General features: G+C 37.4%; 22 protein-coding genes, 1 riboswitch and 1 other annotated feature. Of the genes, 7 read left to right on the top strand and 15 right to left on the bottom strand.

All coding sequences use genetic code 11. The annotated features are described in order from the left end of the window. Positions 1 to 39: 39 nt before the first annotated feature. The 4 genes from MHB74_RS16220 to MHB74_RS16235 all read right to left on the bottom strand — a co-directional run bounded on the left by MHB74_RS16220 (position 40) and on the right by MHB74_RS16235 (position 4,540). Positions 40 to 2,529, bottom strand: a complete 2,490-nt coding sequence (locus MHB74_RS16220) for an FtsX-like permease family protein (RefSeq protein WP_061678938.1) — start codon at positions 2,527 to 2,529, stop codon at positions 40 to 42. Next, entirely contained in the window at positions 2,526 to 3,284 is a 759-nt protein-coding gene (locus MHB74_RS16225; protein WP_061678939.1) for an ABC transporter ATP-binding protein, read from the bottom strand. Before MHB74_RS16225 ends, MHB74_RS16220 begins: the two co-directional genes overlap by 4 nt. Then, complete coding sequence (locus tag MHB74_RS16230) at positions 3,277 to 3,426, bottom strand: hypothetical protein (RefSeq protein ID WP_081110313.1); 150 nt, start codon at positions 3,424 to 3,426, stop codon at positions 3,277 to 3,279. Before MHB74_RS16230 ends, MHB74_RS16225 begins: the two co-directional genes overlap by 8 nt. Positions 3,427 to 3,502: 76 nt before the next feature. After that, a complete protein-coding gene (locus MHB74_RS16235) occupies positions 3,503 to 4,540 on the bottom strand; it encodes a tryptophan--tRNA ligase (protein WP_141658071.1) in 1,038 nt (345 codons plus the stop codon). Positions 4,541 to 4,544: 4 nt separating this feature from the next. Further along, positions 4,545 to 4,753, bottom strand: a binding site (T-box leader). A 152-nt stretch (positions 4,754 to 4,905) separates the two neighbouring features. Here MHB74_RS16235 and MHB74_RS16240 point away from each other — a divergent pair. Further along, entirely contained in the window at positions 4,906 to 5,220 is a 315-nt protein-coding gene (locus MHB74_RS16240; RefSeq protein WP_061678941.1) for a hypothetical protein, read from the top strand. A 75-nt stretch (positions 5,221 to 5,295) separates the two neighbouring features. Here the strand turns inward: MHB74_RS16240 and MHB74_RS16245 are convergent, their stop codons facing one another. Next, positions 5,296 to 6,417: an AI-2E family transporter gene (locus tag MHB74_RS16245; RefSeq protein ID WP_061678942.1), complete on the bottom strand. Its 1,122-nt coding sequence runs from the start codon at positions 6,415 to 6,417 to the stop codon at positions 5,296 to 5,298. Between the two features lie 63 nt (positions 6,418 to 6,480). Then, positions 6,481 to 6,729: a GlsB/YeaQ/YmgE family stress response membrane protein gene (locus tag MHB74_RS16250; protein WP_000539721.1), complete on the bottom strand. Its 249-nt coding sequence runs from the start codon at positions 6,727 to 6,729 to the stop codon at positions 6,481 to 6,483. A 136-nt stretch (positions 6,730 to 6,865) separates the two neighbouring features. On the opposite strand from MHB74_RS16250, the gene MHB74_RS16255 reads away from it, so the two are divergent. Both MHB74_RS16255 and MHB74_RS16260 read left to right on the top strand, forming a co-directional pair. Further along, positions 6,866 to 7,333, top strand: a complete 468-nt coding sequence (locus tag MHB74_RS16255) for a GNAT family N-acetyltransferase (RefSeq protein WP_061678943.1) — start codon at positions 6,866 to 6,868, stop codon at positions 7,331 to 7,333. Between the two features lie 33 nt (positions 7,334 to 7,366). Beyond that, positions 7,367 to 7,509, top strand: a riboswitch (cyclic di-AMP (ydaO/yuaA leader). A 97-nt stretch (positions 7,510 to 7,606) separates the two neighbouring features. Then, positions 7,607 to 7,750 (top strand): hypothetical protein, encoded by a 144-nt coding sequence (locus MHB74_RS16260; protein ID WP_000945246.1) that lies wholly within the window; start codon positions 7,607 to 7,609, stop codon positions 7,748 to 7,750. A gap of 54 nt (positions 7,751 to 7,804) precedes the next feature. Here MHB74_RS16260 and MHB74_RS16265 read toward each other — a convergent pair whose 3' ends face one another. From MHB74_RS16265 to MHB74_RS16280, 4 genes are all read right to left on the bottom strand, one after another. Next, a complete protein-coding gene (locus MHB74_RS16265) occupies positions 7,805 to 10,318 on the bottom strand; it encodes a BC_3345 family exosporium-associated protein (RefSeq protein WP_081110315.1) in 2,514 nt (837 codons plus the stop codon). Positions 10,319 to 10,337: 19 nt separating this feature from the next. After that, entirely contained in the window at positions 10,338 to 12,845 is a 2,508-nt protein-coding gene (locus MHB74_RS16270; protein WP_141658072.1) for a collagen-like protein, read from the bottom strand. 146 nt (positions 12,846 to 12,991) lie between these two features. Beyond that, positions 12,992 to 13,747, bottom strand: a complete 756-nt coding sequence (locus MHB74_RS16275; RefSeq protein ID WP_061678945.1) for a class I SAM-dependent methyltransferase — start codon at positions 13,745 to 13,747, stop codon at positions 12,992 to 12,994. A 42-nt stretch (positions 13,748 to 13,789) separates the two neighbouring features. Next, the gene (locus MHB74_RS16280; protein WP_061678946.1) at positions 13,790 to 14,332 is read right to left on the bottom strand and encodes a CGNR zinc finger domain-containing protein; all 543 of its coding nucleotides are present in this window, start codon (positions 14,330 to 14,332) and stop codon (positions 13,790 to 13,792) included. Positions 14,333 to 14,444: 112 nt separating this feature from the next. On the opposite strand from MHB74_RS16280, the gene MHB74_RS16285 reads away from it, so the two are divergent. Beyond that, a complete protein-coding gene (locus MHB74_RS16285; protein WP_061678947.1) occupies positions 14,445 to 15,641 on the top strand; it encodes an MDR family MFS transporter in 1,197 nt (398 codons plus the stop codon). An 82-nt stretch (positions 15,642 to 15,723) separates the two neighbouring features. Here MHB74_RS16285 and MHB74_RS16290 read toward each other — a convergent pair whose 3' ends face one another. The 5 genes from MHB74_RS16290 to MHB74_RS16310 form a co-directional block, all read right to left on the bottom strand. Continuing rightward, the gene (locus tag MHB74_RS16290) at positions 15,724 to 16,638 is read right to left on the bottom strand and encodes a tetratricopeptide repeat protein (RefSeq protein ID WP_061678948.1); all 915 of its coding nucleotides are present in this window, start codon (positions 16,636 to 16,638) and stop codon (positions 15,724 to 15,726) included. A 166-nt stretch (positions 16,639 to 16,804) separates the two neighbouring features. Beyond that, complete coding sequence (locus MHB74_RS16295) at positions 16,805 to 17,353, bottom strand: DUF2179 domain-containing protein (protein ID WP_061678949.1); 549 nt, start codon at positions 17,351 to 17,353, stop codon at positions 16,805 to 16,807. A gap of 200 nt (positions 17,354 to 17,553) precedes the next feature. Continuing rightward, positions 17,554 to 17,967 carry an ATP synthase subunit I gene (locus MHB74_RS16300; RefSeq protein WP_061678950.1) on the bottom strand — a complete coding sequence of 138 codons (414 nt, stop codon included), beginning with the start codon at positions 17,965 to 17,967 and terminating at the stop codon, positions 17,554 to 17,556. A gap of 51 nt (positions 17,968 to 18,018) precedes the next feature. Continuing rightward, positions 18,019 to 19,347, bottom strand: a complete 1,329-nt coding sequence (locus tag MHB74_RS16305; protein WP_061678951.1) for a hemolysin family protein — start codon at positions 19,345 to 19,347, stop codon at positions 18,019 to 18,021. Between the two features lie 120 nt (positions 19,348 to 19,467). After that, positions 19,468 to 19,875, bottom strand: a complete 408-nt coding sequence (locus tag MHB74_RS16310; protein WP_000285637.1) for a MerR family transcriptional regulator — start codon at positions 19,873 to 19,875, stop codon at positions 19,468 to 19,470. Positions 19,876 to 20,232: 357 nt separating this feature from the next. Between MHB74_RS16310 and MHB74_RS16315 the strand changes: the two genes are divergently transcribed. The 3 genes from MHB74_RS16315 (at position 20,233) to rfbG (ending at position 22,870) form a co-directional block, all read left to right on the top strand. Further along, the gene (locus MHB74_RS16315) at positions 20,233 to 20,946 is read left to right on the top strand and encodes a hypothetical protein (RefSeq protein WP_061678952.1); all 714 of its coding nucleotides are present in this window, start codon (positions 20,233 to 20,235) and stop codon (positions 20,944 to 20,946) included. Positions 20,947 to 21,045: 99 nt separating this feature from the next. Beyond that, on the top strand, positions 21,046 to 21,813 hold the full coding sequence (gene rfbF / locus MHB74_RS16320; RefSeq protein WP_061678953.1) for a glucose-1-phosphate cytidylyltransferase: 768 nt from the start codon (positions 21,046 to 21,048) through the stop codon (positions 21,811 to 21,813). A gap of 1 nt (position 21,814) precedes the next feature. Then, the gene (gene rfbG / locus MHB74_RS16325; protein ID WP_061678954.1) at positions 21,815 to 22,870 is read left to right on the top strand and encodes a CDP-glucose 4,6-dehydratase; all 1,056 of its coding nucleotides are present in this window, start codon (positions 21,815 to 21,817) and stop codon (positions 22,868 to 22,870) included. Positions 22,871 to 22,876 lie beyond the last annotated feature (6 nt).

Raw genomic sequence — 22,876 nt, forward strand, 5'->3', positions numbered from 1 at the left:
GTTAATATAGTCAAGATGGAATTCATCTTGACTATATTTTTATTTATTATCCTTATTTAACTCTTGAACAATATCCCTTTTTCCTATTCTATTAGCAAAAGGTATAAAAATAATAAGGACCATTCCGAACATCCCCGCTATTACCGTTACGATAAGTTTGAAATCAAAAAATAAAGGTGTACGATCTATTATACTTACCATGTAGGTTAATAATATGCCTATAACAGCCCCTAGTATAGTCCCAATGAGTACATATAAATTAATTTGCGTCAAAATAACTTGTACAATCCCTTTTTTCTTAACTGTTATTGCTCGCAAAATAGCAAACTCTTTTCTTTTAGATTGAATATTATTTATAAGTGTATTACATACCCCTAATGTTACACTAAACAAAATTACTACAATAACAACAATGAAGATGGACCACCTTTGCTGAAACATTAAACTAGATTGTTTTAACGATTGAGTATAACTACTTATTTTTAATTGTGGATATTGACCTTTCAATTTCTTTAATTGCTCCAACGTCTCTCTCTCATTATTTGAACTAATAAATGCCCGCTCAAAAACTGTATAATTTTGTTTATATGTTACATTACTCCAATCCATAAGTACTGAAGGAGAATTCGGTAGCTCATTAACAATTAATCCGATTTCTACCTTACTAGTCGGTCTAACTTTTTGTTCCTGTTCTGAAAATAGACCCAATTGAACGATATCACCTACATGAAGTTTATACCGCTCCGCTAACTCTTTTGTAACAATTATACTATTCTCCAAATTTGCAGGTACTTCTGACAGTAATCCTTGCTTTTCCATTTCCTTTAAATCACCTAAATTATAGTCAAAAGTAATATAATTTTCACCTTGTTTTAATTCTGCCAGTGAGTTCGTACTAATTGTACTAGCTCCTTTTACACTACTTATTTCTTTAAATATATTTTGTATATGAGGTAAGGTAATGGTTGAATCATTAGTCAAACGATTTTCCACAACAATATGTGTTGGAAATTCTCGTTTTAAATATCTTTCATTATTTTTTTGCATCGTTTTAAATATAGTGGAGCCGAAGACAACTATCACCATCATTGTACTTATCATTAAGATAACAAATGTATTTTTCCTTACTTGCGGAATTACATTTTTAATAGCAACAAATGTATTCCTTCCAAATATTTTTTTCATCATAGGTAGACATAATTTTAATATCCAAGAAAGATAAATAGGAAATAAAACATACAACCCTAAAACGAGAAATATAGATCCAATTACTATCACTATCGCCTGCGTGTCTCCTGTATTTGCTACAAAGCCACCAAAAATTGTTAAAAATATACTACTAATTAAAAGGACTTTCCCCATCATACTGCGTGTTTTTTCATTAGAAAAGTCGGATTCTTCATTTTCGCGCATAAGCTTTACTGGTAATATTTTCGAACTTCTGTATGAAGGATATAACATAAACAGTTCAATAAAAAAGATACTACAAATCATTGTTACAATCGCTATTTTATAGTCAAAACTCATCGAATTAATTTGAAAAGCAAATAACTGTTCTAGCCAACTTTGTAAAAAACGGTTACTTATTACAGCTAGTAACAAACCAAATATTCCACCAAAAAAATTAATTACACTACATTGAATAAATATAACTGTAAACATTTGTTTCGTTGTTGCTCCCATTGATCGCATAATAGCAAATTGGTTTTTATATTTATATAAAAACACTTCAAAATTAGACATTAATAATAACGATGTAATAATAAGTATTAATACAGATACAATAACTATAAAAATATGTAATGACGCTAAGTTACTTTTTAAAAACTCATCTTCCTCCGCAATATCGATTCTTAATTCTTTGTCTATTTTATGAATTTGACTAGACAATGCTAATACATCGGCATTCTCTTTTGCTTTTATCAACACATAAGTAGCCTCATTGTGTTTACCTGTTTTTTCATATACGTGCTGTTTCACTGCACCTTCTGATAAAACAAGTATATCCGGAGCTGAACCTCCAGCTTCTATATCAGGTAACACTTCTTTTACTACATAGGATTTATTTTCTATTTCAATCCTTTCCCCAACTTCTACTTGTAAAGTTTCCGCTAATCCATCATTTAATGTTACTTCCTCATTTGATAGATTTTTAGAGAAGTGATATCGACTTTTAGATAACGAATCATTTTGAACACCTACTGTATAAATAGCTGTATTCAATTTATTTACTTGCAAATGATTTACTAAGACTTTTGACATGTATTCAATATTTTCTTTTTCCTTAATATTTTGTAGTAAAGATTTATCCATCAATTTATTTTGATCAGGGTTATATCCAACAGATAAGTCCATATCTCCATATACATTTTTCACTTCATTTATAACAGACTGTTTCGCATGATTCGAAAATACAATCATCGTAACAATTAGAGAAACAGCCAACATAACACTAACTATAGAGGAAATAGCAGTAAATTTATTCGTCTTAAAAAAGCGTAAACTTAATCCTCGTACTGATTTTATCATTTTGATTTCTCCATTAATTTTTTAAATTTATCTAAAATGATATTCATATCATTTACTCCATGAGTACACGTATAATCATCAACATTTTCTCCATCATGAAAGAAGAGAACCCGATCTGCATACGTAGCAATGTGAGGATCATGAGTAACAAGAATCATACTTTGATTGAATCTTTGTTTCATATCGACTAGTACTCGTAAAATATCATTAGACGTATTGAAATCTAAATTTCCAGTAGGTTCATCTGCAAGAACAATTGGAGGAGATGTTATTAACGCCCTACCAATTGCAACACGTTGTTGTTGTCCCCCAGAAAGCTGAACTGGTCGATGATTTCTCCAATTTACTAAACCAAGAACATCTAATATTTTATTTGTTTTTTCTCGTATCTCCTCTTCTGAAACAGATGATAATATGAGGGGTAATGCAATATTTTCTTCTACAGATAAATCCTTTAATAAATGAAATGACTGGAATATAAATCCAATGTTATCCCGCCTGTATTCTGTCGCATATGGTTCAACAAACATATTGTTAGGCACTTCACCATTTACATATACAACTCCTTCATCAGGCTTGTCTAAAGCACCAAGTATGTTAAGTAATGTACTCTTCCCAGATCCACTCGTTCCCATTATGGCAAGGAGTTCTCCTTTATTTAACTCCAAAGATACATTTTGTAACGCCCTAACATTTGTATCTACACTCTCATAAGTCTTACTTAAACCTTGAACTGCTAACACAACTTCACTCATCATTATTCACCTCAACATTATTAAGTTTTATTCCCTCCACCAAATTAACCTGAATTAGAATTTTTTCTTTTAGATTACTAGGTGGTACAATTTCTGTTCCTATTTGAACTAGCAACACTTTTAACTCGAGAGTTGTAATCATTTCTATCCCTCCTCACTCTATATTGGTAACAAATTGAAATTTCGTTCGGTTTTTTTGTAAAAAAATAAGGGAACGCTTAACGTCCCCCTTCAAATCCAATCCGTTTTTTAATTTCCGCTAAATTTACCTTCGCGATTTCTCTTGCCCGCTCGGCCCCTTTTTCTAACGCTTCGTATAATAAATTTGGCTCATTCATATACATAGCGTATTTCTCACGAGGTCCGGCTAATTCGCGGTCTACAACGCGAAACAACTCTTTTTTCACATCGCCCCATCCAATGCCAGTTTCATACTTTTCGCGCATCGACTGTATTTCATCTTCCGTCGCAAATTCTTTATATATCGTAAATAACGTTTCTAGTTCTTTCGGTTCATTTAGAAGTGAAGAATCTGTTTTGATTTTAAATATTAACTTTCGTAGTTTTTCTTGTTCTGCAAATAACGGGATTACATTTCCGTAACTTTTACTCATCTTCCTTCCATCAAGACCAGGTAATATAGCTCCTTCTTCTTGTATGACATACTCCGAAAGTGTAAATGTCGTGCCGAATGTACGATTAAAATACGTCGCAATATCACGCGCAATTTCAATATGCTGAATTTGGTCTTTCCCGACTGGTACATGAGTAGCTTGAAATAATAATATGTCAGCTGCCATTAAAATCGGGTACGTATATAATCCCATATTCACTCCCGCATCGACCTCTAAACCCGCTTCTTTATTTTGCTCCACCTTCGCTTTATACGCATGAGCACGATTCATAAGCCCTTTCGGAGTTAGGCAAGCTAATATCCAAGCTAATTCTAGAATCTCCGGCACTTCTGTTTGCCGATAAAAAATAACATCCTCTCCCAGTCCGAGTGATAACCAAGTAGCTGCTACCTCTTTCGTATAACTACTAAACTGACTCGGATCATGTACAGCATTTAATGCATGATAATCGGCTATAAAATACAATGCTTTTCCTTCATTACTCTTTGACATTTGCAGTGCAGGTTTAATCGCACCAATATAATTCCCTAAATGCGGATAACCTGTCGGCTTAATTCCTGTTAACATTATTTTTTCACTCAACCTAACTCCTCCTTTCTCAAAATAAAAAGAGCCCCTCATCCTTAAAAAGGACGAGAGACTCCCGCGGTACCACCTTCATTAGCTATCATTAATAGCTCGCTTCAACTTCGTAACGTGAAGTAACCGTCTTTGCCTACTCATTTCAGCTAGAAGCTCTAGAGCCCATTCCATATTCATCCCTTACTGATTTCCACCACACATCAGCTCTCTGAAAAGTTTCGAATATGTACTATTCTCTTTCATTGCTTTTCGTTATTTTTTACAGTTTATCACATTTCTCGTTCATCTAAAACTGAATTTTCTTTTTTTGTTAGATTTTAGCAATAGTGATTACCAATTTATTCCGAACGATATATAATCAATATATATAGAATCGATTTGCACTACAAAAACGAGGTGATGTTTTGGGTTGGTTTACTAAAAAGAATGATACGCTTAAGATTGATGAGTTTAAGAACGATGATAAAAGTCAAGATGATACTTTAGGGGTAATTATACATTTCACACCTATCGCTATATATGTATACACCTGCGATGAGTACATAGAAACATTTGACGGTGCGCTCACTTTTGAAAATGAGAACGGAAACCAAGTAGAGATCGGGGGTACTTTCATTTCTCTTGAAGTAGACGCTAATTTTCGCATAGACGATTTAATATTTGATTACAAACTAAAGGAAAGCAATCTACCTATTATTGAATTAAAAGCCTACGCATAAAGTGAATTTGTTTACTATAACAAAACTATAAATGAAAAAGAGCTAAAACAGTATTACCTGTTTTAGCTCTTTTTTTCACGTATTCAACTTAACAAATCGATAACCGTGCGTTACTAACACTTTTAATATCGCATACCCTGGAATTGCTAAAATAATCCCCATAATACCAAATAAATTTCCGGCAGTTAAAATAATGAAAATGATAGTAATTGGGTGAATGTCTAATTTTTTCCCCATGACTTGCGGTGAAATAAATTTACCTTCTGCTAATTGTACGACCATCATTACGATAATTACTTTTAAAACCATTGATGGCGAGTCAATAAATGCGATAATTAATGCTGGTGTAATTGCAATAATTGGTCCTACGTACGGAACGATATTTACAATCATCGCTAAAATAGCGAGTAGTACCGCATATTTAATACCAATAATAAGGTAACCGATTAATAGCATAATACCGATAAACAAGCTAACGATAATTTGTCCTCTAATATACGAGCTAATCGCATAATGCATATCATCTAGTATTCTCATCGCTGCTGGTTGTCTTTGCTCTGAAATAAACTTTAAAAAGTGGTTCGGTAATTGTTCACCATCTTTTAAAAGATAGAACAATATAAACGGAACCATTACAAACGTTAAAACAACCTCTGTAATAGTACTTAAAAATCCAGTTACATTTCCAGTTACTGATGATAGCGACTTCGTAAAATCAACTGTGTAGTCTTTTACCATACTCGCTACATCAATATTTAAATTCTCTTGAATTTTGCCTAGTAAATTACTTTCCCCGAATCTACGTGCCGCTCGTTCAATTTCATGACCGAAATACGGTAAGTTATCTATTAATGCATCAATTTGATCTTTAATAATCGGGATTACTGTTACAACTAAAAATACAAATAATCCTAGTACTATTATATATATAGAAGCGATTGATACGATTCTGGAAACACCTTTCTTTTCTAAAAGCGAAACGAATGGATGCAAAATATAAAATAGCACGCCCGCTAATAATACGGGGAAGAAAATTGTTTTTAAAAAGACGATAAACGGAGTAAAAACAAAAGAAATTTTCGTTAGCAGTAATATGTTAATAAACAATAACGCAAAGCCGAGTAACACCGCTAAATAATTTTGTTCTCTAAAAAACTTTTTCAACTTATCTCTTTTTCTAATATTTAATTTCTCCAATGAAACCACCTCTTCGAATGATGAAAAGCCCTTATTCAGGGCTTTTCATCATGATCTATATCTTTATTTTCTTGCAGCTTTCACTACAAATGATACAATAAGAATTAATACGATTGCACCTAATAATGCTGGCACGACATGAATCCCACCAAATGACGGCCCAAAAGATCCAAATAATCTACCACCTAACGAAGCACCTAATAAACCTGCGATAATATTTCCAAACATACCACCCGGAAAATTTTTACCCGTTATAGAACCTGCAATTGCACCTATAATAGCACCAACTATTAATGTGATAATCCATCCCATTTTTAGCCCTCCATTTCTATTATGGTGTATTTCTTTTTAATACTAAATTTTTATGTAACTATTATAATTATTATATCCAATAAAGAAAAATCTTGTCAAATCTATGAAAATATAGCCTACAAGGAGGTTTTACCCTATGATTCAAAAATTAATTACAACTTCTCACAACACTGCTACTTCTATTTTAAACATTCAAATACCCGCTTATGAAATTGAAGCAAAATATATAAATAGTACGGCCATCCCTCGTCTTTATGATACTGTAGCTGATATTCAATTATGTGATGAAATTTTTTATGGCTATTTTTATGAAGATACACTTGCCGGGTTTATTTCTTTTAAAATGGATGAAGAGGAAGTTGATATTCATCGTTTAGTAGTATCCCCTGATCATTTTCATAAAGGAATTGCAACTAAACTACTACTATATGTATTTGACATGTTCTCCCCTTCCAAAACATATATTGTACAAACAGGGAAAGAAAATACCCCTGCTCTGTCTTTATATAAAAAACATGGTTTTATTGAAATAAAGGATATCATATTACCCGATGGTGTAATTTTAACCTCCCTTGAAAAAACCAGAAAACAACAAATAGTTTGACTAATTAATTTATTCATGTTATCTTTTACTTTATAAAACCTTTTGCTGAGTCCAAATTTTGGAGCGGGGGAACCATTTTTGTAGCCATGCTACTTGGGGCGAATCTTATTTAAGTAGGGAAACTCTCACTTCCCGAGTCCGACAGCTAACCTCGTAAGCGTAATGGGAGAGGAAGGTGCTTTTTGCCTATGTTACACATTTTGCCTCCTTAATTATAAATATGGAATCGATGCCAATTAGTCACCTATATTTATAGAAAAGGAGAAATGTAAAATGTTACGTTTATCTGATCACGCAATAAAAATGATGGAGCAAAGACTTCGACTTGAACAACACCGCACATATCAAGCAAATAAAGTTGTAGATAACTTACATCACAAATACTTCTTTCAACATATTTTTCAACCGAAAAGATAAAGAGAAAAACACAAGGTGTGTCTATACAGACATTCCTTGTGTTTTTTATATTTCTTATAAAATTCTCACTACATTTAAACTTGCCGTAATCGCACCTGCTATAGTGGTCACATGCCCTACACCTAACGGACCATTTTGTAATATTAATGTTGAATTTGCACTCGTTACATTCACAAGGAGTGTATTTGAAATGGCAGGTTCGATTACTACAGTTGATGTCGTTACGTTTTGTATAAAACTCCCTGTTAGTTGAGCTCCATTTAATAATAATCTGACAGATACTGTCTCATTCCCAGCACTTGCATCTCCTTGAAAATAATAACTTACCAAATATATTCCTGGTGTAGATACGGTAACCGTTGTGGCATTAGTTAAAGATACACCAGTTCCATATACAGTGGATCCAGAATTAATTGGGATGTTGGCATTTGCTGCAATTGCACTCGTTGAGGTAGAAAAGAAATAACCGCCCCCTGTTGATATTGCAGATGATCCGGTTGCTCCTGTTAAGCCTGTTGGGCCCGTGGCACCGGTTGGGCCTGTTACTCCCGTTCCCCCTGTTGCTCCTCTTATTCCTTGTATGCCTTGTATTCCTGTCGGCCCTGTCGCACCAGTCACTCCCGTCGCTCCCGTTGATCCGGTTGCTCCCATCACACCTTGTGGACCTTGAATTCCTTGGATTCCTTGTGGGCCTGTTATTCCAGTCACTCCGGTTGCTCCCGTCGGACCCGTTATCCCTTGTGGCCCTTGGATTCCTTGCACGCCTTGTGGACCGGTTGCTCCTGTCTCGCCTGTTGCTCCCGCTTGCCCCGTTACCCCTTGCGGCCCCTGAATTCCTTGGATTCCTTGTGGACCAGTTGCTCCCGTCGGTCCTGTTGCCCCAGTTGGACCGGTTGCACCTGTTGATCCGGTTATTCCTTGGATTCCTTGAGGTCCAGTTGGGCCTGTTGGACCAATCGGACCTTGAATTCCTTGCAGACCTTGAATGCCCTGTGGACCGGTTGGACCCTGAATTCCTTGGATTCCCTGTATTCCTTGCGGGCCTGTTGCACCCGTTAGACCAGTTGGACCCTCTGGACCTTGCACGCCTTGAATTCCAGTCGCACCGGTTGGACCTATACCTCCTTGTGGCCCCTGAATTCCTTGTATTCCTTGAGGACCTGTCGGACCAGTTATTCCACTTGGACCTTGCACTCCTTGTAAACCTTGAGGACCTGTTGGACCGATTGGGCCTTGGATTCCTTGCAGACCCTGTAAACCTGTTGGTCCAGTAGCTCCCATTACTCCTTGCTCACCTTGTATTCCTTGTATTCCTTGCGGGCCGGTTGGACCAATTGGCCCTTGTGCCCCTTGCACTCCTTGTTGACCTGCCTGACCGGTTGCTCCTATTGGTCCTTGTACTCCTTGTAAACCTTGTATTCCGGTTGGGCCGGTTGCCCCCTCTACTCCTTGTGGACCTTGAATCCCTTGGTCACCCGTTGGACCTGTTGCCCCCATTGGACCCTGTACGCCTTGCAAACCTGTTAAACCTGTTACCCCTGTCGGTCCCTGTATTCCTTGTACTCCTTGTATTCCAGTCGCGCCTATTGCTCCTGTCGCCCCAGTTGCCCCCGTTGCTCCAGTTGGACCGGTTGGACCTCCCGGCGATCCGGCTGGACCCGTTGGACCGGTCGGGCCTCCTGGCGGACCGGTTGGACCTGTTGCTCCGGTTGGACCCGTTGCAGATCCTGTTGGACCAGTTACTCCCGCCTGACCTGTCGATCCTGTTGGACCTGGATCACCTTGCAAGCCAGTTGCCCCTGTTGGTCCTATTACACCTTGCACTCCTTGTATCCCCTGAGAACCAGTTGGGCCGGTTAGGCCCATATCACCTTGTGGACCTTGTAAACCTTGAACACCAGTTGCACCTGTTGGTCCCATCAGCCCTTGTTCTCCTTGTATTCCTTGTAAACCTGTTGGACCGGTCGGCCCCATCGGACCTTGAATACCTTGTATACCTGTTACACCTTGTAATCCACTACCTCCTAAATTCCCTTGAACACCTTGTATACCCGTATTTCCCGTTGGACCAGTCGGACCAATTTCACCTTGCACTCCTTGTATACCTTGTATTCCGGTTGGACCCGCCTGCCCAATTTCACCTTGCATACCTTGTATACCTTGTATTCCGGTTGGACCTGTTTCTCCCATTGGCCCTGGTATTCCTTGTATACCTTGTATTCCGGTTGGGCCAGTCGGACCAATTTCACCTTGTATACCTTGGACTCCTTGTATTCCCTGTGGACCTTGTTCCCCCATCGGCCCTTGACTACCTTGAGGACCCCGTGGTCCTGTTAAACCAGTTGGACCAATCGGACCAATCTCTCCCTGCACCCCTTGCACTCCTTGAATTCCTGTAGGACCCGTTGGACCAATTGGCCCTTGTACGCCTTGTATTCCTTGCGGGCCAGTCGGTCCACCTAAAGAACCTGTAGGACCCGTTGGTCCTGTTGGTCCTGTGATACCTGAAGGCAGAAAAGGAATAGGTGCTTGAAACTTACTACACTTATCTTGATCCTTCACAAGCATCTCCCCCCGTTATAACGTATCAAACTATTTTTAATACATTTAAACTAGCAGTTATCACACCAGATAATGTCGTTACATGCCCAATAACTAATGGGCCATTTTGTAAAGATAAAGTAGCATTTGAAGAAGCAACATTAATGACCATCGTATTAGAAATCGCTGGTTCTAATACAAAAGTCCCTCCTGTAACATAAAAAATAAAACTTCCTGCGACTTGCGTTCCATTTAAAGTAAGCCTCACGGAAATCGTTTCATTCCCCCCATTTGGATCACCTTGAAAATAATAGCTTACTAAATATATTCCCGGCGTACTTAACGTTACAGTTGTTGCATTTGTTAAACTCACATCAGAACCAAAAACTGTAGATCCAGAATTAATTGGTATTAACGCATTCGCTGCAATTGCACTCGTTGAAGTAGAAAAGAAATAACCGCCTCCGCTTGGTAAACCAGTCGCTCCTGTTGCACCTACAATTCCTAAAAAGCCTATAGCCCCTTGACTACCAGTTGCTCCGGTAGGTCCTACAGCTCCAATCGGTCCTTGACTACCTTGCGTTCCGACTGGGCCTACACTACCACTAACCCCTGTCATTCCACTTACTCCAGTTGGGCCTTGGATACCTTGTATGCCTTGGACTCCTTGTATTCCAGTTACTCCCGTTGCTCCAGTTGGGCCGGTCACTCCTGTATTTCCTTGTATTCCCATAATCCCTTGAGCACCTTGTATACCTTGCGCACCGGTCGCCCCTGTTTCTCCCGTCGCTCCTGTTTCTCCCGTTTCCCCCGTAATCCCAACATTTCCTTGTGGTCCTTCAGGTCCCTGATTACCTTGTGCACCTTGCACTCCTTGTGATCCTGTTATCCCGTTTTCTCCTAGATTCCCTTGAGGCCCTCTAATTCCTTGTGCACCTGTCGGACCTGTTATTCCTTGTATCCCTTGCATACCTTGAGAACCTTGCGCTCCTGTTGGGCCTACTATACCTTGTGTTCCTTGAGTTCCTTGCAAACCAATCGCACCAGTTGGACCGATTATTCCTCGTACTCCTTGAAGGCCTTGAGCACCTTGCACACCAGTTAATCCAATTACCCCTTGTATTCCTTGAGGTCCTTGTATCCCTTGCAATCCAGCTGCTCCTGTTTCTCCTTGTATTCCTTGAGGCCCTTGTATACCTTGTGCTCCAGCTGCTCCTGTTTCCCCTCGTATTCCTTGTGGACCTTGGGCTCCTGCCGCTCCTGTTGTGCCTGTGGGACCGATTATTCCTTGTAACCCTTGTATTCCTTGTGCTCCTGCCTGACCCGTTATCCCTTGTATTCCTTGCACACCTTTAGGACCTTCTGCACCAGTTGGACCAATTTCTCCCTGTGGACCTTGAGTTCCTTGGGGACCTTCTGCACCTGTTGCTCCTGTTACTCCTTGGTTACCTTGAGAACCTTGTGCACCTTGCATTCCTGCTACACCAATTACCCCTTGAGAACCTTGTGCTCCCCTTACACCTTGAGGGCCAGTGGGACCAGTTATACCTTGTAACCCTTGTACTCCGATTGCACCAGTTCCGCCTGTTACACCATGTGCACCAGTTTCACCTGTTGGACCTGTTGGACCCCCAGGTGGACCGGGTGGGCCAGATGGACCAGTCACTCCACTAGATGGACCAATTGGACCGGTTGTTCCCGTCGGAGCACCCGGAGGGCCTTCTGGTCCTTGCATACCAATACTTCCAGTTGCTCCTGTTATCCCTCGTACCCCTTTTACTCCTTGAAAACCTGTGGATCCGCTTACTCCTTGTATTCCTTGAATACCTTGTGGACCTTGAGGGCCTATTGCACCTGTTATCCCCTGTATTCCACTTATACCTTGAGGACCTTGTATTCCAGTAGAACCAGTTGGGCCTATTACACCTTGTATACCTTGATCACCTTGGTGCCCTTGCTCTCCGGTAATTCCTTGTATCCCTTGGGGGCCGTCTTCTCCTTGTATACCTGTAGTTCCGTCCTCCCCTTGTATTCCTTGCACTCCTTGAGGACCTTGAGGGCCCGTTACACCTGATATCCCGGTTACACCTATTTCTCCCTGCATTCCTTGCGCACCCGTTTGTCCTCGCTCACCTATTTCTCCTTGTATTCCTTGCGCGCCTTGTATACCTTGACTACCAGCAGGGCCTGTAATTCCTTGTATACCTTCTACTCCTTGTAAGCCAATATCACCAACTGGACCTTGCTCTCCAATTAATCCTTGAGGACCTTGTAAGCCAATCGAACCAGTAATTCCTTGCTCTCCGGTATCACCAATGGCACCTTGTATTCCTTGAGCTCCTGTTGTCCCTCGTGGACCTTGTATTCCCTCGATACCTTGAGGACCTTGTGGACCAGTTGCTCCTCTAGGTCCAGTGATTCCTGGAGGCCCGATCGGACCTTCATGCCCTCCAGTTGGACCAGTTGGGCCACTATCACCAGTTGGGCCAGTTGCTCCTATAAGTGGAAGAGGCAGTGCCACTCCAAATTTTTTGCACTTTCTATGACGATGCACAACAATCCCCCTTCCTAAAAATAATTACACCTTTTATATGAAATGCATTTTTATAAGAAAAGTACACACCTGACCTCATTTTTTAAAAATAAAGAAGCCTATCATTTCATGTGTTTGAAACGATAGGCTTCTTTATGTAAAACACTTTATTTTCTCGCCTTAATAATAAAGGTAGTCGGCACCATTCTAGCTTTATGTAAAGAATAATATTTCGTAGAAGGTTCAGCTCGTTCTTCATCAAATAAGCTCGATGGTTCAGGCTCTTCTATTCTCTCAATTATAAATCCCGCTCTATTTAACTCATTTATGTATGTACTTATTTTTCTCTTATATAATGTCGCTTGTACATTTTCCCCTTTAAATGTTTCAAACGTAATAGGGGTTTCCTCATGATAAGAAGACTTAAAAGCAATTTTTTCTGTACCATACTGTAAATTTGAATATACTGGGTGCTCCCAACTAAAAATAAAACTTCCTCCTGGCTTTACATACGAATAAATCAGTTCCAACGTTTTTCTTAAATTCGAAGTCCATCCTAATGCGTAAATGGAGTATACAATATCAAAATACCCTTTCGGAATATCCACTTCCTCTTCCATTGCTCCGCATATTAACTTTGGATTCCAACACTTTAACGTTTCATTCGCTGTTTTAATTTGTTCACTTGAAAGATCAAGACCCCATACTTCCTCTGCCCCATGTTCCGCCATATATTGCAACGAATGCCCACTTCCACATCCAATATCAAGAACCTTTTTATTTCTAATTGAATCAAACAAATGAATCTCATCTTCAGACGCTGTATACGGGCCATATTTCGGTAAACAATCTACTTGAAAAAAATATGGTGCCACTGTATCCCAGCACTTTTTATTTAAAGCTAACATTTGTGTATCTTTCATATTCTACATTCCCCCATCCCATTTTCTTCTCCTACTTATAAATTACACATCATAATCCGATCTTCCTTTTCTCTTCGCTCGGTAATTTTTCACTTTGGCGATTGTCCCGCACGCTCTTCCTCCTTCTTCTCCAGCGTACATACCGCACCATCTTTTACTTCCATTTCGCGAATTGTCATAAAATACCCAGCGGCAATCTGGGCATGCTTTTAACCTCCCCCACAAATTTTCTTGAACCGCCATTAAAACAATACTTAATACTTTTGTATATATATTTTCTTCGTGTATTGGTTTATACGTAATACCTTTCATATCTTCCATTACATGTACATGAAATGGATATTTCTCTAACCACTTTTGCAATGATTCTCCGCCTTCAATTGTACCCCGAATATCTTCTCGAAAACTTTTTAATTCCTCTATCGTATGAAATGGAAGCTCTTCATAAAAATATTCTTTCATAAAAAGCTTTATATCCTCTTCTGTTTGTAGCAAGTCCATTGGCTCTCTCGTATCGTTTGGTATTTTCCATGTATTTAAAAATTCCCGAATATATTCTAATTCATTTGGTGCATTTTGATTCAATTCCATCCACCTTCTTCTTAAAATTTACTTTTTTCTGACTTTATGTATAATTATAATATAAAATAGTTAACCATCAAATCATTTTACTGGTTACATTATTAGGAGGAGTTCTATGAAAAGTTTCTCAATACCGATACGTTTCATGCTTATTTCGTCATTTTTTATGTCTTTTGGGTATTTTGCGGTATACGCATTTTTAGCTATTTATCTATTAACCTTTCTTCATTTTTCAGCTGTTCAAGTAGGAACAGTATTGACGGTTATGACAATCACATCACGAGTTATCCCTTTATTCTCAGGATTAATTGCTGACAAAATAGGCTATATCATTATGATGATAGCCGGATTATTTTTAAGAGGTATCGGATTTATCGCTTTAGGAATATGCTCTGATTTCTATACAATTTCTATTTCTTCGGCACTTATCGGCTTCGGAACTGCATTTTATGAACCTGCTGCGCGCGCCATATTCGGCTCACAACCAGCTCATTTAAGAAAAAATTTATTTACATATTTAAACCTTAGTTTTAATTGCGGTGCAATAATTGGACCAATTGCGGGAGGGTTCTTACTCTTACTTGATCCAATCTATGCCTTCTCTCTAACAGGACTACTTATGCTGTTATTCGCTTTTATCTTTTACTTACTTAAAAATCACTTCCAAGTTACTACTGAAAACACGTCTATTACATTAGGAATACAGGCTATCTTACAAAACAAGCATTTTCTTCTGTTTTCATTTATCATGATTTTCTTCTATATTATGTTTACTCAGCTTACTGTCGCACTTCCACTTCATATGAAAAACATTAGTAATAGCAATCAGCTTGCTACACTCGTTATTACGATAAATGCAATAACAGGCGTCATATTTATGGTGTTATTCCGAAAACTATTTCATAAATACAACACACTTTCGATTATTAAATACGGTGTTTTATTAATGAGTATTTCCTTTTTACTAATTCCTTTATTTCAACACCCGTATTGGCTATTTATTTGTGTAATTGTATTTACTATCGGTGAAACGCTCGTATTACCTAACGCTGATATTGCTATTGCAAATTACAGTAACGAATCCTATACAGCTACTTACTTTGGATTCTATCAACTATCACTCGCATTTGGTTTTATCATCGGTAATTATACTGGTACATCTTTTACATCCAATTTAAGCGGGATATATACACCATGGCTTATTTTCGGTGGAATAGGACTTATTGGTTTTATTTCACTACATATTTTAAATATAAAAAAAGGATTTCCTAAAGAAGATATATACCTATGTAATGATACGAAACACCTTTAACAAATTTCAGTCGAGATGGTACCTTTAGACAAGCGACCTATAATAAAAAGATTCGACCATCATATGTGACAGTCGAATCTTTTCACTCTCCATATTCAAGATGATTATGTCTTTTACAACCAAATAAATAGCAACCCCCTAAATGATAAGTTTCAAATTCTAACTCTGGAACATATCCAGATTTGATACGTGCTATCATTGCTTTATAACAATTATTCTCTTCTGTATATTCCTCAATTAACTCTTTCTTATCTTCTTCTGTCCAGTTTTCTTCTACTTCTTCATTTTTAACATCTTCTATTTCTGCTGTTTTCGCTTCGATAGATTCCCGTATCACTTCATTTATACGCGTGAAATTATTAGCTTTATATAGAGCATAAACAAATCTACCAATCCAATCTGGGCTTTTCCAAACTTCTTTGTATCCCTTTTCGAAGCATTGAATGGCTTCTTTATAGCACTTCAACTCAACGTATAAATCTGCTACATTAATTTCTCCTACAAAATCATCAGATTTCCTGTTAAAAGCATCTAACTTCTCTTTCGCTTCTGTCGTTCGTCCTAAATCAATTAAACATTTTACATAGATATACATGATATAGTCCGAATCCCCTGCAACTCGCAAGAAAAATTCCGAAGCTTTTTCAAACTCTCCAAGGTTATAATGTGCTACAGCTAAATTGTGAAATGCTTCATCCGATGGTTGAATCGAAATAGACTTTTGTAATACTTCTTTCGCTTCTTCCCATCTTTCTTGTTTTATGTAAATGTCCCCTAAGATGTTATAAGGAAAGTATGAGGAAGGATTCAACTTAATAACTTCTCTTATTAATTCAAGAGCTTTATCATCATCCTCTTCCTCATAAAAATACATCCAAGCAAGATTATTGAGAGATTGTACACCTCTAGATTCATGTACTGCTCGTTGAAACAGTTCCATTGCTTCCTCACATTTATTTTGTTCAAACGTTTCAATTGCCTTCTCGTTAATGTTCAAGTAACTACCTCCGAAGTGAATGAATTCATCTATTCCCTATCATTATTTTAAAATGTAAAAACTGTAATTTCCATGAAAAAGAGAGGAACCTTTTTCAAAATAGATTCCTCTTTTTTTTATTTTTGAGATTATGCCATGCTTTTAAAGCTGCACTACTCCCTCGTCTTTACGATGCATGATGATCTTTCTTCTTCATTAATGCTCTCTTCTTCATTGCCTTCGTTAAATATCCGCCTTTAAATGAGCGAATTTCATAAGAAGACATAAACGCTTTCGGTGCAATTTCATTAATAATTTCTAACAGTTCTTTTTCTCTAGAACGCTTTGCAACGATATCTAAGCGATAACGGATTGAATTAATACCTTCACCTTCAAATACTGTAACTCCAAATCCAGAGTGACGTAATTCATCTACTAATTCATTACAACGGTCTAGTAAACTAACTTGATACGTAATATAACCAATTGCTAATTTGTTCTCTATATAACCGCCTAATAATAGTCCCGTACTAAAGCCAATGACATAGGCAATAATGTTCATCCAATTTGATAAATCTTGAAACACAATACCTAAACTGACAATGTAAATAGCTCCTTCTAACAATCCAACACCAGCAGCGGATCTTGTTTGATTCTTTACAAGCAAAATCGTACGGATTGTCAAAATTGGAACGTAAATAATTTGAAGCACAAAAATAAGTAACGCTTGTAACATTGGTATCCACCTCTTTCAAAAAGTCTTTTGTCATAATAACATACATAACCTTTAGAAATCGATGGGTTTTTTAATTTTTTTACATTATTTTTCATACTATTGAAAAACGTAAAAAAGAAGCGTATTATATTTGTCGCAAATTTGATTCCTTTCATTAGCTCGCTTAAATACAAAAAAGGAACCCCATTAGGCCCCTTTCATCATAGCTCTATGTTTTTCGAAGCATGTTCCCTTTGCTTCTCTTCCTCTTTCACTAACTGTATATTTGCATAAGCTAAATTTGCAATCATTAAAAAGTGACCACCTAAAATGCCTGTACCAAATGCCCACATTTCCATTTCATGCTCAATTTCATACATGATAATGGCTCCTAAAATGGCTGCTGCAAATCGGTTTAAAACTCCTAATCCAGGAGCCTTTTCTTTCATTACGATACTTTTCCCCAGTTTCTCCACTCTGCGAGCTAATAACCAAAGACAATATGCACTTACAGCTAATCCGATACCAAACCCTGTTACTTGTTTTCCAAACGGAGTAATCGTCCACATAAGTAGTAAACCACTAAAGATCGCATACAATTGTAATCGATATACACGTAAGGCTGCTTGAATCAAAATATCCGCTCCTAATTTCGCATTTTTATACTCTAGAAGAAAAGCAGCAACTTACACAGTTGCTGCTTTCTCTTCTTCTTGCTCTTGTTCCATCTTACGAATTTCAACACGTTTAATTTGGTAAGCGTCTTTTTCTAACACTTTAAATTCATAGCCTTCTGCCTCAACATGTTGTCCTTCTTCAATTTCATGATTTTGCATCATGATCCAGCCACCAATTGTATCCACATCGTCTTCTTCAATGTGCAATCCAAATAAATCTTTCACTTCTGAGATAAGCACTTTTCCATCAACAATGATATGTTGCTCATTTACATGTTGAATTGGTGGTGCTTCATCTTCATCATATTCGTCACGAATTTCGCCGACGATTTCCTCCAAGATGTCCTCAAGCGTTACAATTCCAGCTGTTCCTCCGTACTCATCATATAAAACAGCCATCGGAATTCGCTTCTTCTGCATTTGAAGTAATAAATCGTGAATTGGAGTCGTTTCCATCACTTCAATAATCGGACGCATATACGAGCGAATAGATGATAAATCTTTTTGATCTTCGGTCATATATCGAATAAAGAAATCTTTTACATTGACCATACCGATAATATCATCTTTATCTTCTCCAAAAATCGGATAACGTGTGTATCGCTCATTTTGGATTACTTTCATGTGTTCTTCTACTGAATCTTCCAGGTAGAAACCAACGATTTCTGTTCGCGGTACCATAATCTCTTTTGCAATACGATTATCAAATTCAAAAATGTTATTTACATACTTGTATTCAGCCTGATTAATTTCGCCACTTTCATAACTCTCTGAAAGGATAAGACGTAATTCTTCTTCTGTATGAGCTACTTCATGTTCTGAAGCTGGTTTTAAACCGAACAAGCCAGTTACAACACGAGCTGAACCGTTTAATACCCAAATAAATGGATACATGATCTTATAGAACATCATTAACGGCGTTGCCAATAACAACGTTACTTTTTCAGCCTTTTGAATTGCCATCGTTTTCGGAGCTAATTCCCCTACTACAACGTGTAAATACGTCATTAACATAAAAGCAAGACCAAATGTTAATACTGATGAAACAGAAGGATTTAAGTTCCATTTCTCAAATAACGGGTGTAGTAACTTTTCAATTGTCGGTTCACCTAACCAACCTAATCCCATAGCTGTAACTGTAATACCTAATTGACAAGCAGATAAATATTCATCTAAATTTGTTGTTACTTTTTTCGCTGCTAAAGCACCGCGTTTTCCTTCCGCAACAAGCTGATCAATACGACTTGAACGTATTTTTACAATCGCAAACTCTGCTGCTACGAAAAATCCAGTAAATGCGATTAAAATCGCAACCATGACTAAATTAAATATTTCCAATGAATCCCCTTAGTTTAAAAAACTAAGGTGTCCACCTCCTGTATACTATAATGTTTTCTTATTTGTTTCTTAGAAAACATAGCCCGATACAAAAATTAAAGAGGTCGGATTTCACTTTTTCTATAATAATAGAGCAAGTGTCTGTATTAAAGCTGTCGTTTGACCAGATAAAGATTTCGATATTTTTTCACGTTGTGAATCAGTCAATCCATCTAAAAGCGGCTTTAACTCCGTTAACTCTGCTTCTAATCGATGAATATGGTCTGTCACTTCATTCACTTGTTTCGAAACGTGTTCATTGATACCGAGCAGCTTCTTCTTCTCCTCGATTTTCTCTTTAATCTCACAAAGCGGCATATGCATTTCTTTGCACTTCTCAATAAATTGTAATGTCTCAAATGCTGTTTCGTCGTAATAGCGATAATTAGATTGAGATCGCTCCGCTTTTAAGATTCCTAGATTCGTATAATAATCAATCGTTCGTTTCGACACGTGAGCCATGAGAGCCAACTGTCCGATTCGATACACCTTCCCAACGATCTTCCCCCCTTGTTTATATTACTCCCATCATACAATACATAAACTGTACAGTCAAACGTGACGGTTTCTTATTCATAATTTATACAAAATTTCACATGCCATCTAAGTATGTAGTATATTCACACTCTATAATTCTATCTATATAGTTTTATTAGTGTTTTTTTAATATAACGATACAAAAATATAAAAATGGAATCACACGTCTCTTTCAACCTTACTTAAGATAAAACATATGATAATAATATTGAAATAAAATCATTATTTATGTAATTGGAGGAGATTAAAATCACTAGGACAATTATCTCTCACTTTTATAATGAGGAATATTTATTACCATGGTGGCTTATGCATCATACAAAAATATTTGATCACGGCATATTAATTAATAGAGGTTCTACAGATCGTTCCGTTGAGATTTGTAAATTATTTGCTCCCAACTGGGAAGTACGAAATTCGAGATTTCTTGATTTCGATCCCACTAATACTGATATTGAAGTGATGGAAATTGAAAGAGAAGTTTCAGGTTGGAAGATGGTATTAAATACTACGGAATTTCTTTGTTGTAATAATGTAGATAAATTTTTCTCATCACTTCATACGCTAAACCAAAATATGTATGCGATTAGAATGATTGTCATGATTGATAAGCATGATTACAATTATTCAAAATTAAGATATGCTATCCCGTTAGTAGAACAACGGTATCATGGACTTTTCCCTTATAATCCAGCATTGGGATGTGCCTGGAGATTTATACACAACCATCATGATGGCGCGTATTTCCCTGGTAGACATTATTCGCGACACCAACATATCGTTTATAACTACCCTTCTTTCATTTTAAAATTTTATTTTAGTCCTTGGAATGATCGGGCAAAGGCAAGAAGACTACAAATTACACCTACCCTTTCAAAAATGGGTATTCAAATGGGACTCCAAACACATTATGGCCAGTCCTCTGACGAACTTGAAACTCGATTTTTAACCCTTAATAGCTCAATACAAGACCTACGTAACCACCCTGAATTTCAACAGTTATTCCCCAAATTCAAACCTTAATACTCTTCACATATTTGTATTCACTTAGTCAAAAACAAAAGCGTTTGCATACAATATGAATACTGTATATGCTATATTTTTTATTTTAGGAGGAAAAAAATGAAAGCTGTTATTCTTGCTGGTGGATACGGGACTCGGATTGGGGAAGAAACACATTTAAAACCAAAACCTATGATTGAAATTGGAACAAAGCCTATTCTATGGCACATTATGAGCTTGTATAGTCATTACGGCATTACTGAGTTTATTATTTGCTTAGGCTATAAAGGATATGCAATTAAAGAATTCTTTCTAAATTACAACTTACACATGTCAGATTTCACAATCCATTTAAGCGACAATACAATTACTAGCCATTCTCATCGTATTGAACCGTGGAAAGTTACACTGATCGATACCGGTCTAAATACTGAAACGGGTGGACGGGTTAAAAAAATACAAAATTACGTTGGGGATGAACCTTTTTGCCTTACTTATGGTGATGGATTAAGCAATGTAAATATACAAGATCTTATTGCATTTCATAAAAAACACGGAAAAATAGCTACTGTTACAGCCGTACAACCTCCTGGGAGATTCGGTTCTCTCGTCTTAGATAAACAGTCTGTCACATCTTTTCAAGAGAAACCTTTAGGTGATGGTGGATGGGTTAACGGTGGATTTTTCATTTTAAATCCTGATGTTTTCAATTACATCAGTGGAGAGAAGTCAGTTTTTGAAACAGACACTTTAGTTCAGCTAGTAAACAAAAACGAATTAGCCGCATTTCAGCATACTGGTTTTTGGCATCCGATGGATACATTGCGCGATAAAAATAAATTAGTCGAGCTATGGGAAAATAATAACGCTCCGTGGAAGGTTTGGTAATATGGCTTCATCATCTTTTTGGAATAAGAAAAAAGTATTTATTACAGGACATACCGGTTTTAAAGGCTCATGGCTCACCCTTTTTTTAACTTCATTAGGTGCAGAAGTAATCGGCTACTCTTCTCATCCTCCATCAACTCCTAACCTTTTTGAACAAGGTAACGTAGCAAAAGAGTGCACATCAATTAATAGCGACATTACAGATTACGATTCTTTATTCCGTGCCCTACAGCAACATAACCCGGACATACTATTTCATTTAGCAGCCCAGCCGATTGTCACCATTTCATACAAAAATCCTATCGAAACATTTAAAACGAATGTTTTAGGTACTGTTCACGTATTGGAAGCGGCAAAACAGATAGACAGTATACGGAGTATCATTAATGTTACAAGTGATAAATGCTATGAAAATGACGGGAGCGGTAACCAGGCATTCGTGGAAAGTGACCGGTTAGGTGGTTTTGACCCTTATAGTGCTAGTAAAGCGTGTGCTGAACTAGTTGCAACTTCCTATCAAAAATCATTCTTTCGCACTAACACTCAGAATCTTGCCTCAGTAAGAGCAGGTAACGTCATCGGCGGTGGTGATTGGGCAGAAGACCGATTATTCCCAGATGTCATTCGTGCATATTTACAAGATGCTACATTAAATATTAGAAATAAACACGCTATTCGCCCGTGGCAACACGTATTAGACCCTTTACATGGCTATACCCTTTTAGCTGAGAAGCTGTGGAAAGACGCTGAATATGCAGAAGCGTGGAATTTCGGTCCGATGAATGAACCTAACAGAACCGTTCATGATGTCATTCAATCTATTATGAAATTATGGAATCAACCACTAACAATCCTTACTCCTCATACAGACACTCCTTATGAATCACCTATCTTAACACTCGACAGTACAAAAGCAGTAAATAAACTCGGTTGGACACCTAAGTTATCAACAGACCATTCTATCGCTTGGACTGTTGATTGGTACAAAAAATATGCATCTGGTGAAAATATGGAATCTTTCACACGACAACAAATCGATGCATTCAAAAATTTATAAGGGGGC

It is taken from the genome of Bacillus sp. FSL K6-0069 (genome assembly GCF_038007785.1).
Classification (GTDB): Bacteria; Bacillota; Bacilli; order Bacillales; family Bacillaceae_G; genus Bacillus_A; species Bacillus_A mobilis.

Excerpts from the sequence above, each read along its gene's own strand:
- MHB74_RS16220 (WP_061678938.1), bottom strand. The coding sequence starts at position 2,529 with ATGATAAAATCAGTACGAGGATTAAGTTTACGCTTTTTTAAGACGAAT.
- MHB74_RS16225 (WP_061678939.1), bottom strand. The coding sequence starts at position 3,284 with ATGAGTGAAGTTGTGTTAGCAGTTCAAGGTTTAAGTAAGACTTATGAG.
- MHB74_RS16230 (WP_081110313.1), bottom strand. The coding sequence starts at position 3,426 with ATGATTACAACTCTCGAGTTAAAAGTGTTGCTAGTTCAAATAGGAACA.
- MHB74_RS16235 (WP_141658071.1), bottom strand. The coding sequence starts at position 4,540 with ATGAGGGGCTCTTTTTATTTTGAGAAAGGAGGAGTTAGGTTGAGTGAA.
- MHB74_RS16250 (WP_000539721.1), bottom strand. The coding sequence starts at position 6,729 with ATGGGATGGATTATCACATTAATAGTTGGTGCTATTATAGGTGCAATT.
- MHB74_RS16255 (WP_061678943.1), top strand. The coding sequence starts at position 6,866 with ATGATTCAAAAATTAATTACAACTTCTCACAACACTGCTACTTCTATT.
- MHB74_RS16260 (WP_000945246.1), top strand. The coding sequence starts at position 7,607 with ATGTTACGTTTATCTGATCACGCAATAAAAATGATGGAGCAAAGACTT.
- MHB74_RS16265 (WP_081110315.1), bottom strand. The coding sequence starts at position 10,318 with ATGCTTGTGAAGGATCAAGATAAGTGTAGTAAGTTTCAAGCACCTATT.
- MHB74_RS16275 (WP_061678945.1), bottom strand. The coding sequence starts at position 13,747 with ATGAAAGATACACAAATGTTAGCTTTAAATAAAAAGTGCTGGGATACA.
- MHB74_RS16285 (WP_061678947.1), top strand. The coding sequence starts at position 14,445 with ATGAAAAGTTTCTCAATACCGATACGTTTCATGCTTATTTCGTCATTT.
- MHB74_RS16295 (WP_061678949.1), bottom strand. The coding sequence starts at position 17,353 with ATGTTACAAGCGTTACTTATTTTTGTGCTTCAAATTATTTACGTTCCA.
- MHB74_RS16315 (WP_061678952.1), top strand. The coding sequence starts at position 20,233 with ATGCATCATACAAAAATATTTGATCACGGCATATTAATTAATAGAGGT.
- rfbF (WP_061678953.1), top strand. The coding sequence starts at position 21,046 with ATGAAAGCTGTTATTCTTGCTGGTGGATACGGGACTCGGATTGGGGAA.
- rfbG (WP_061678954.1), top strand. The coding sequence starts at position 21,815 with ATGGCTTCATCATCTTTTTGGAATAAGAAAAAAGTATTTATTACAGGA.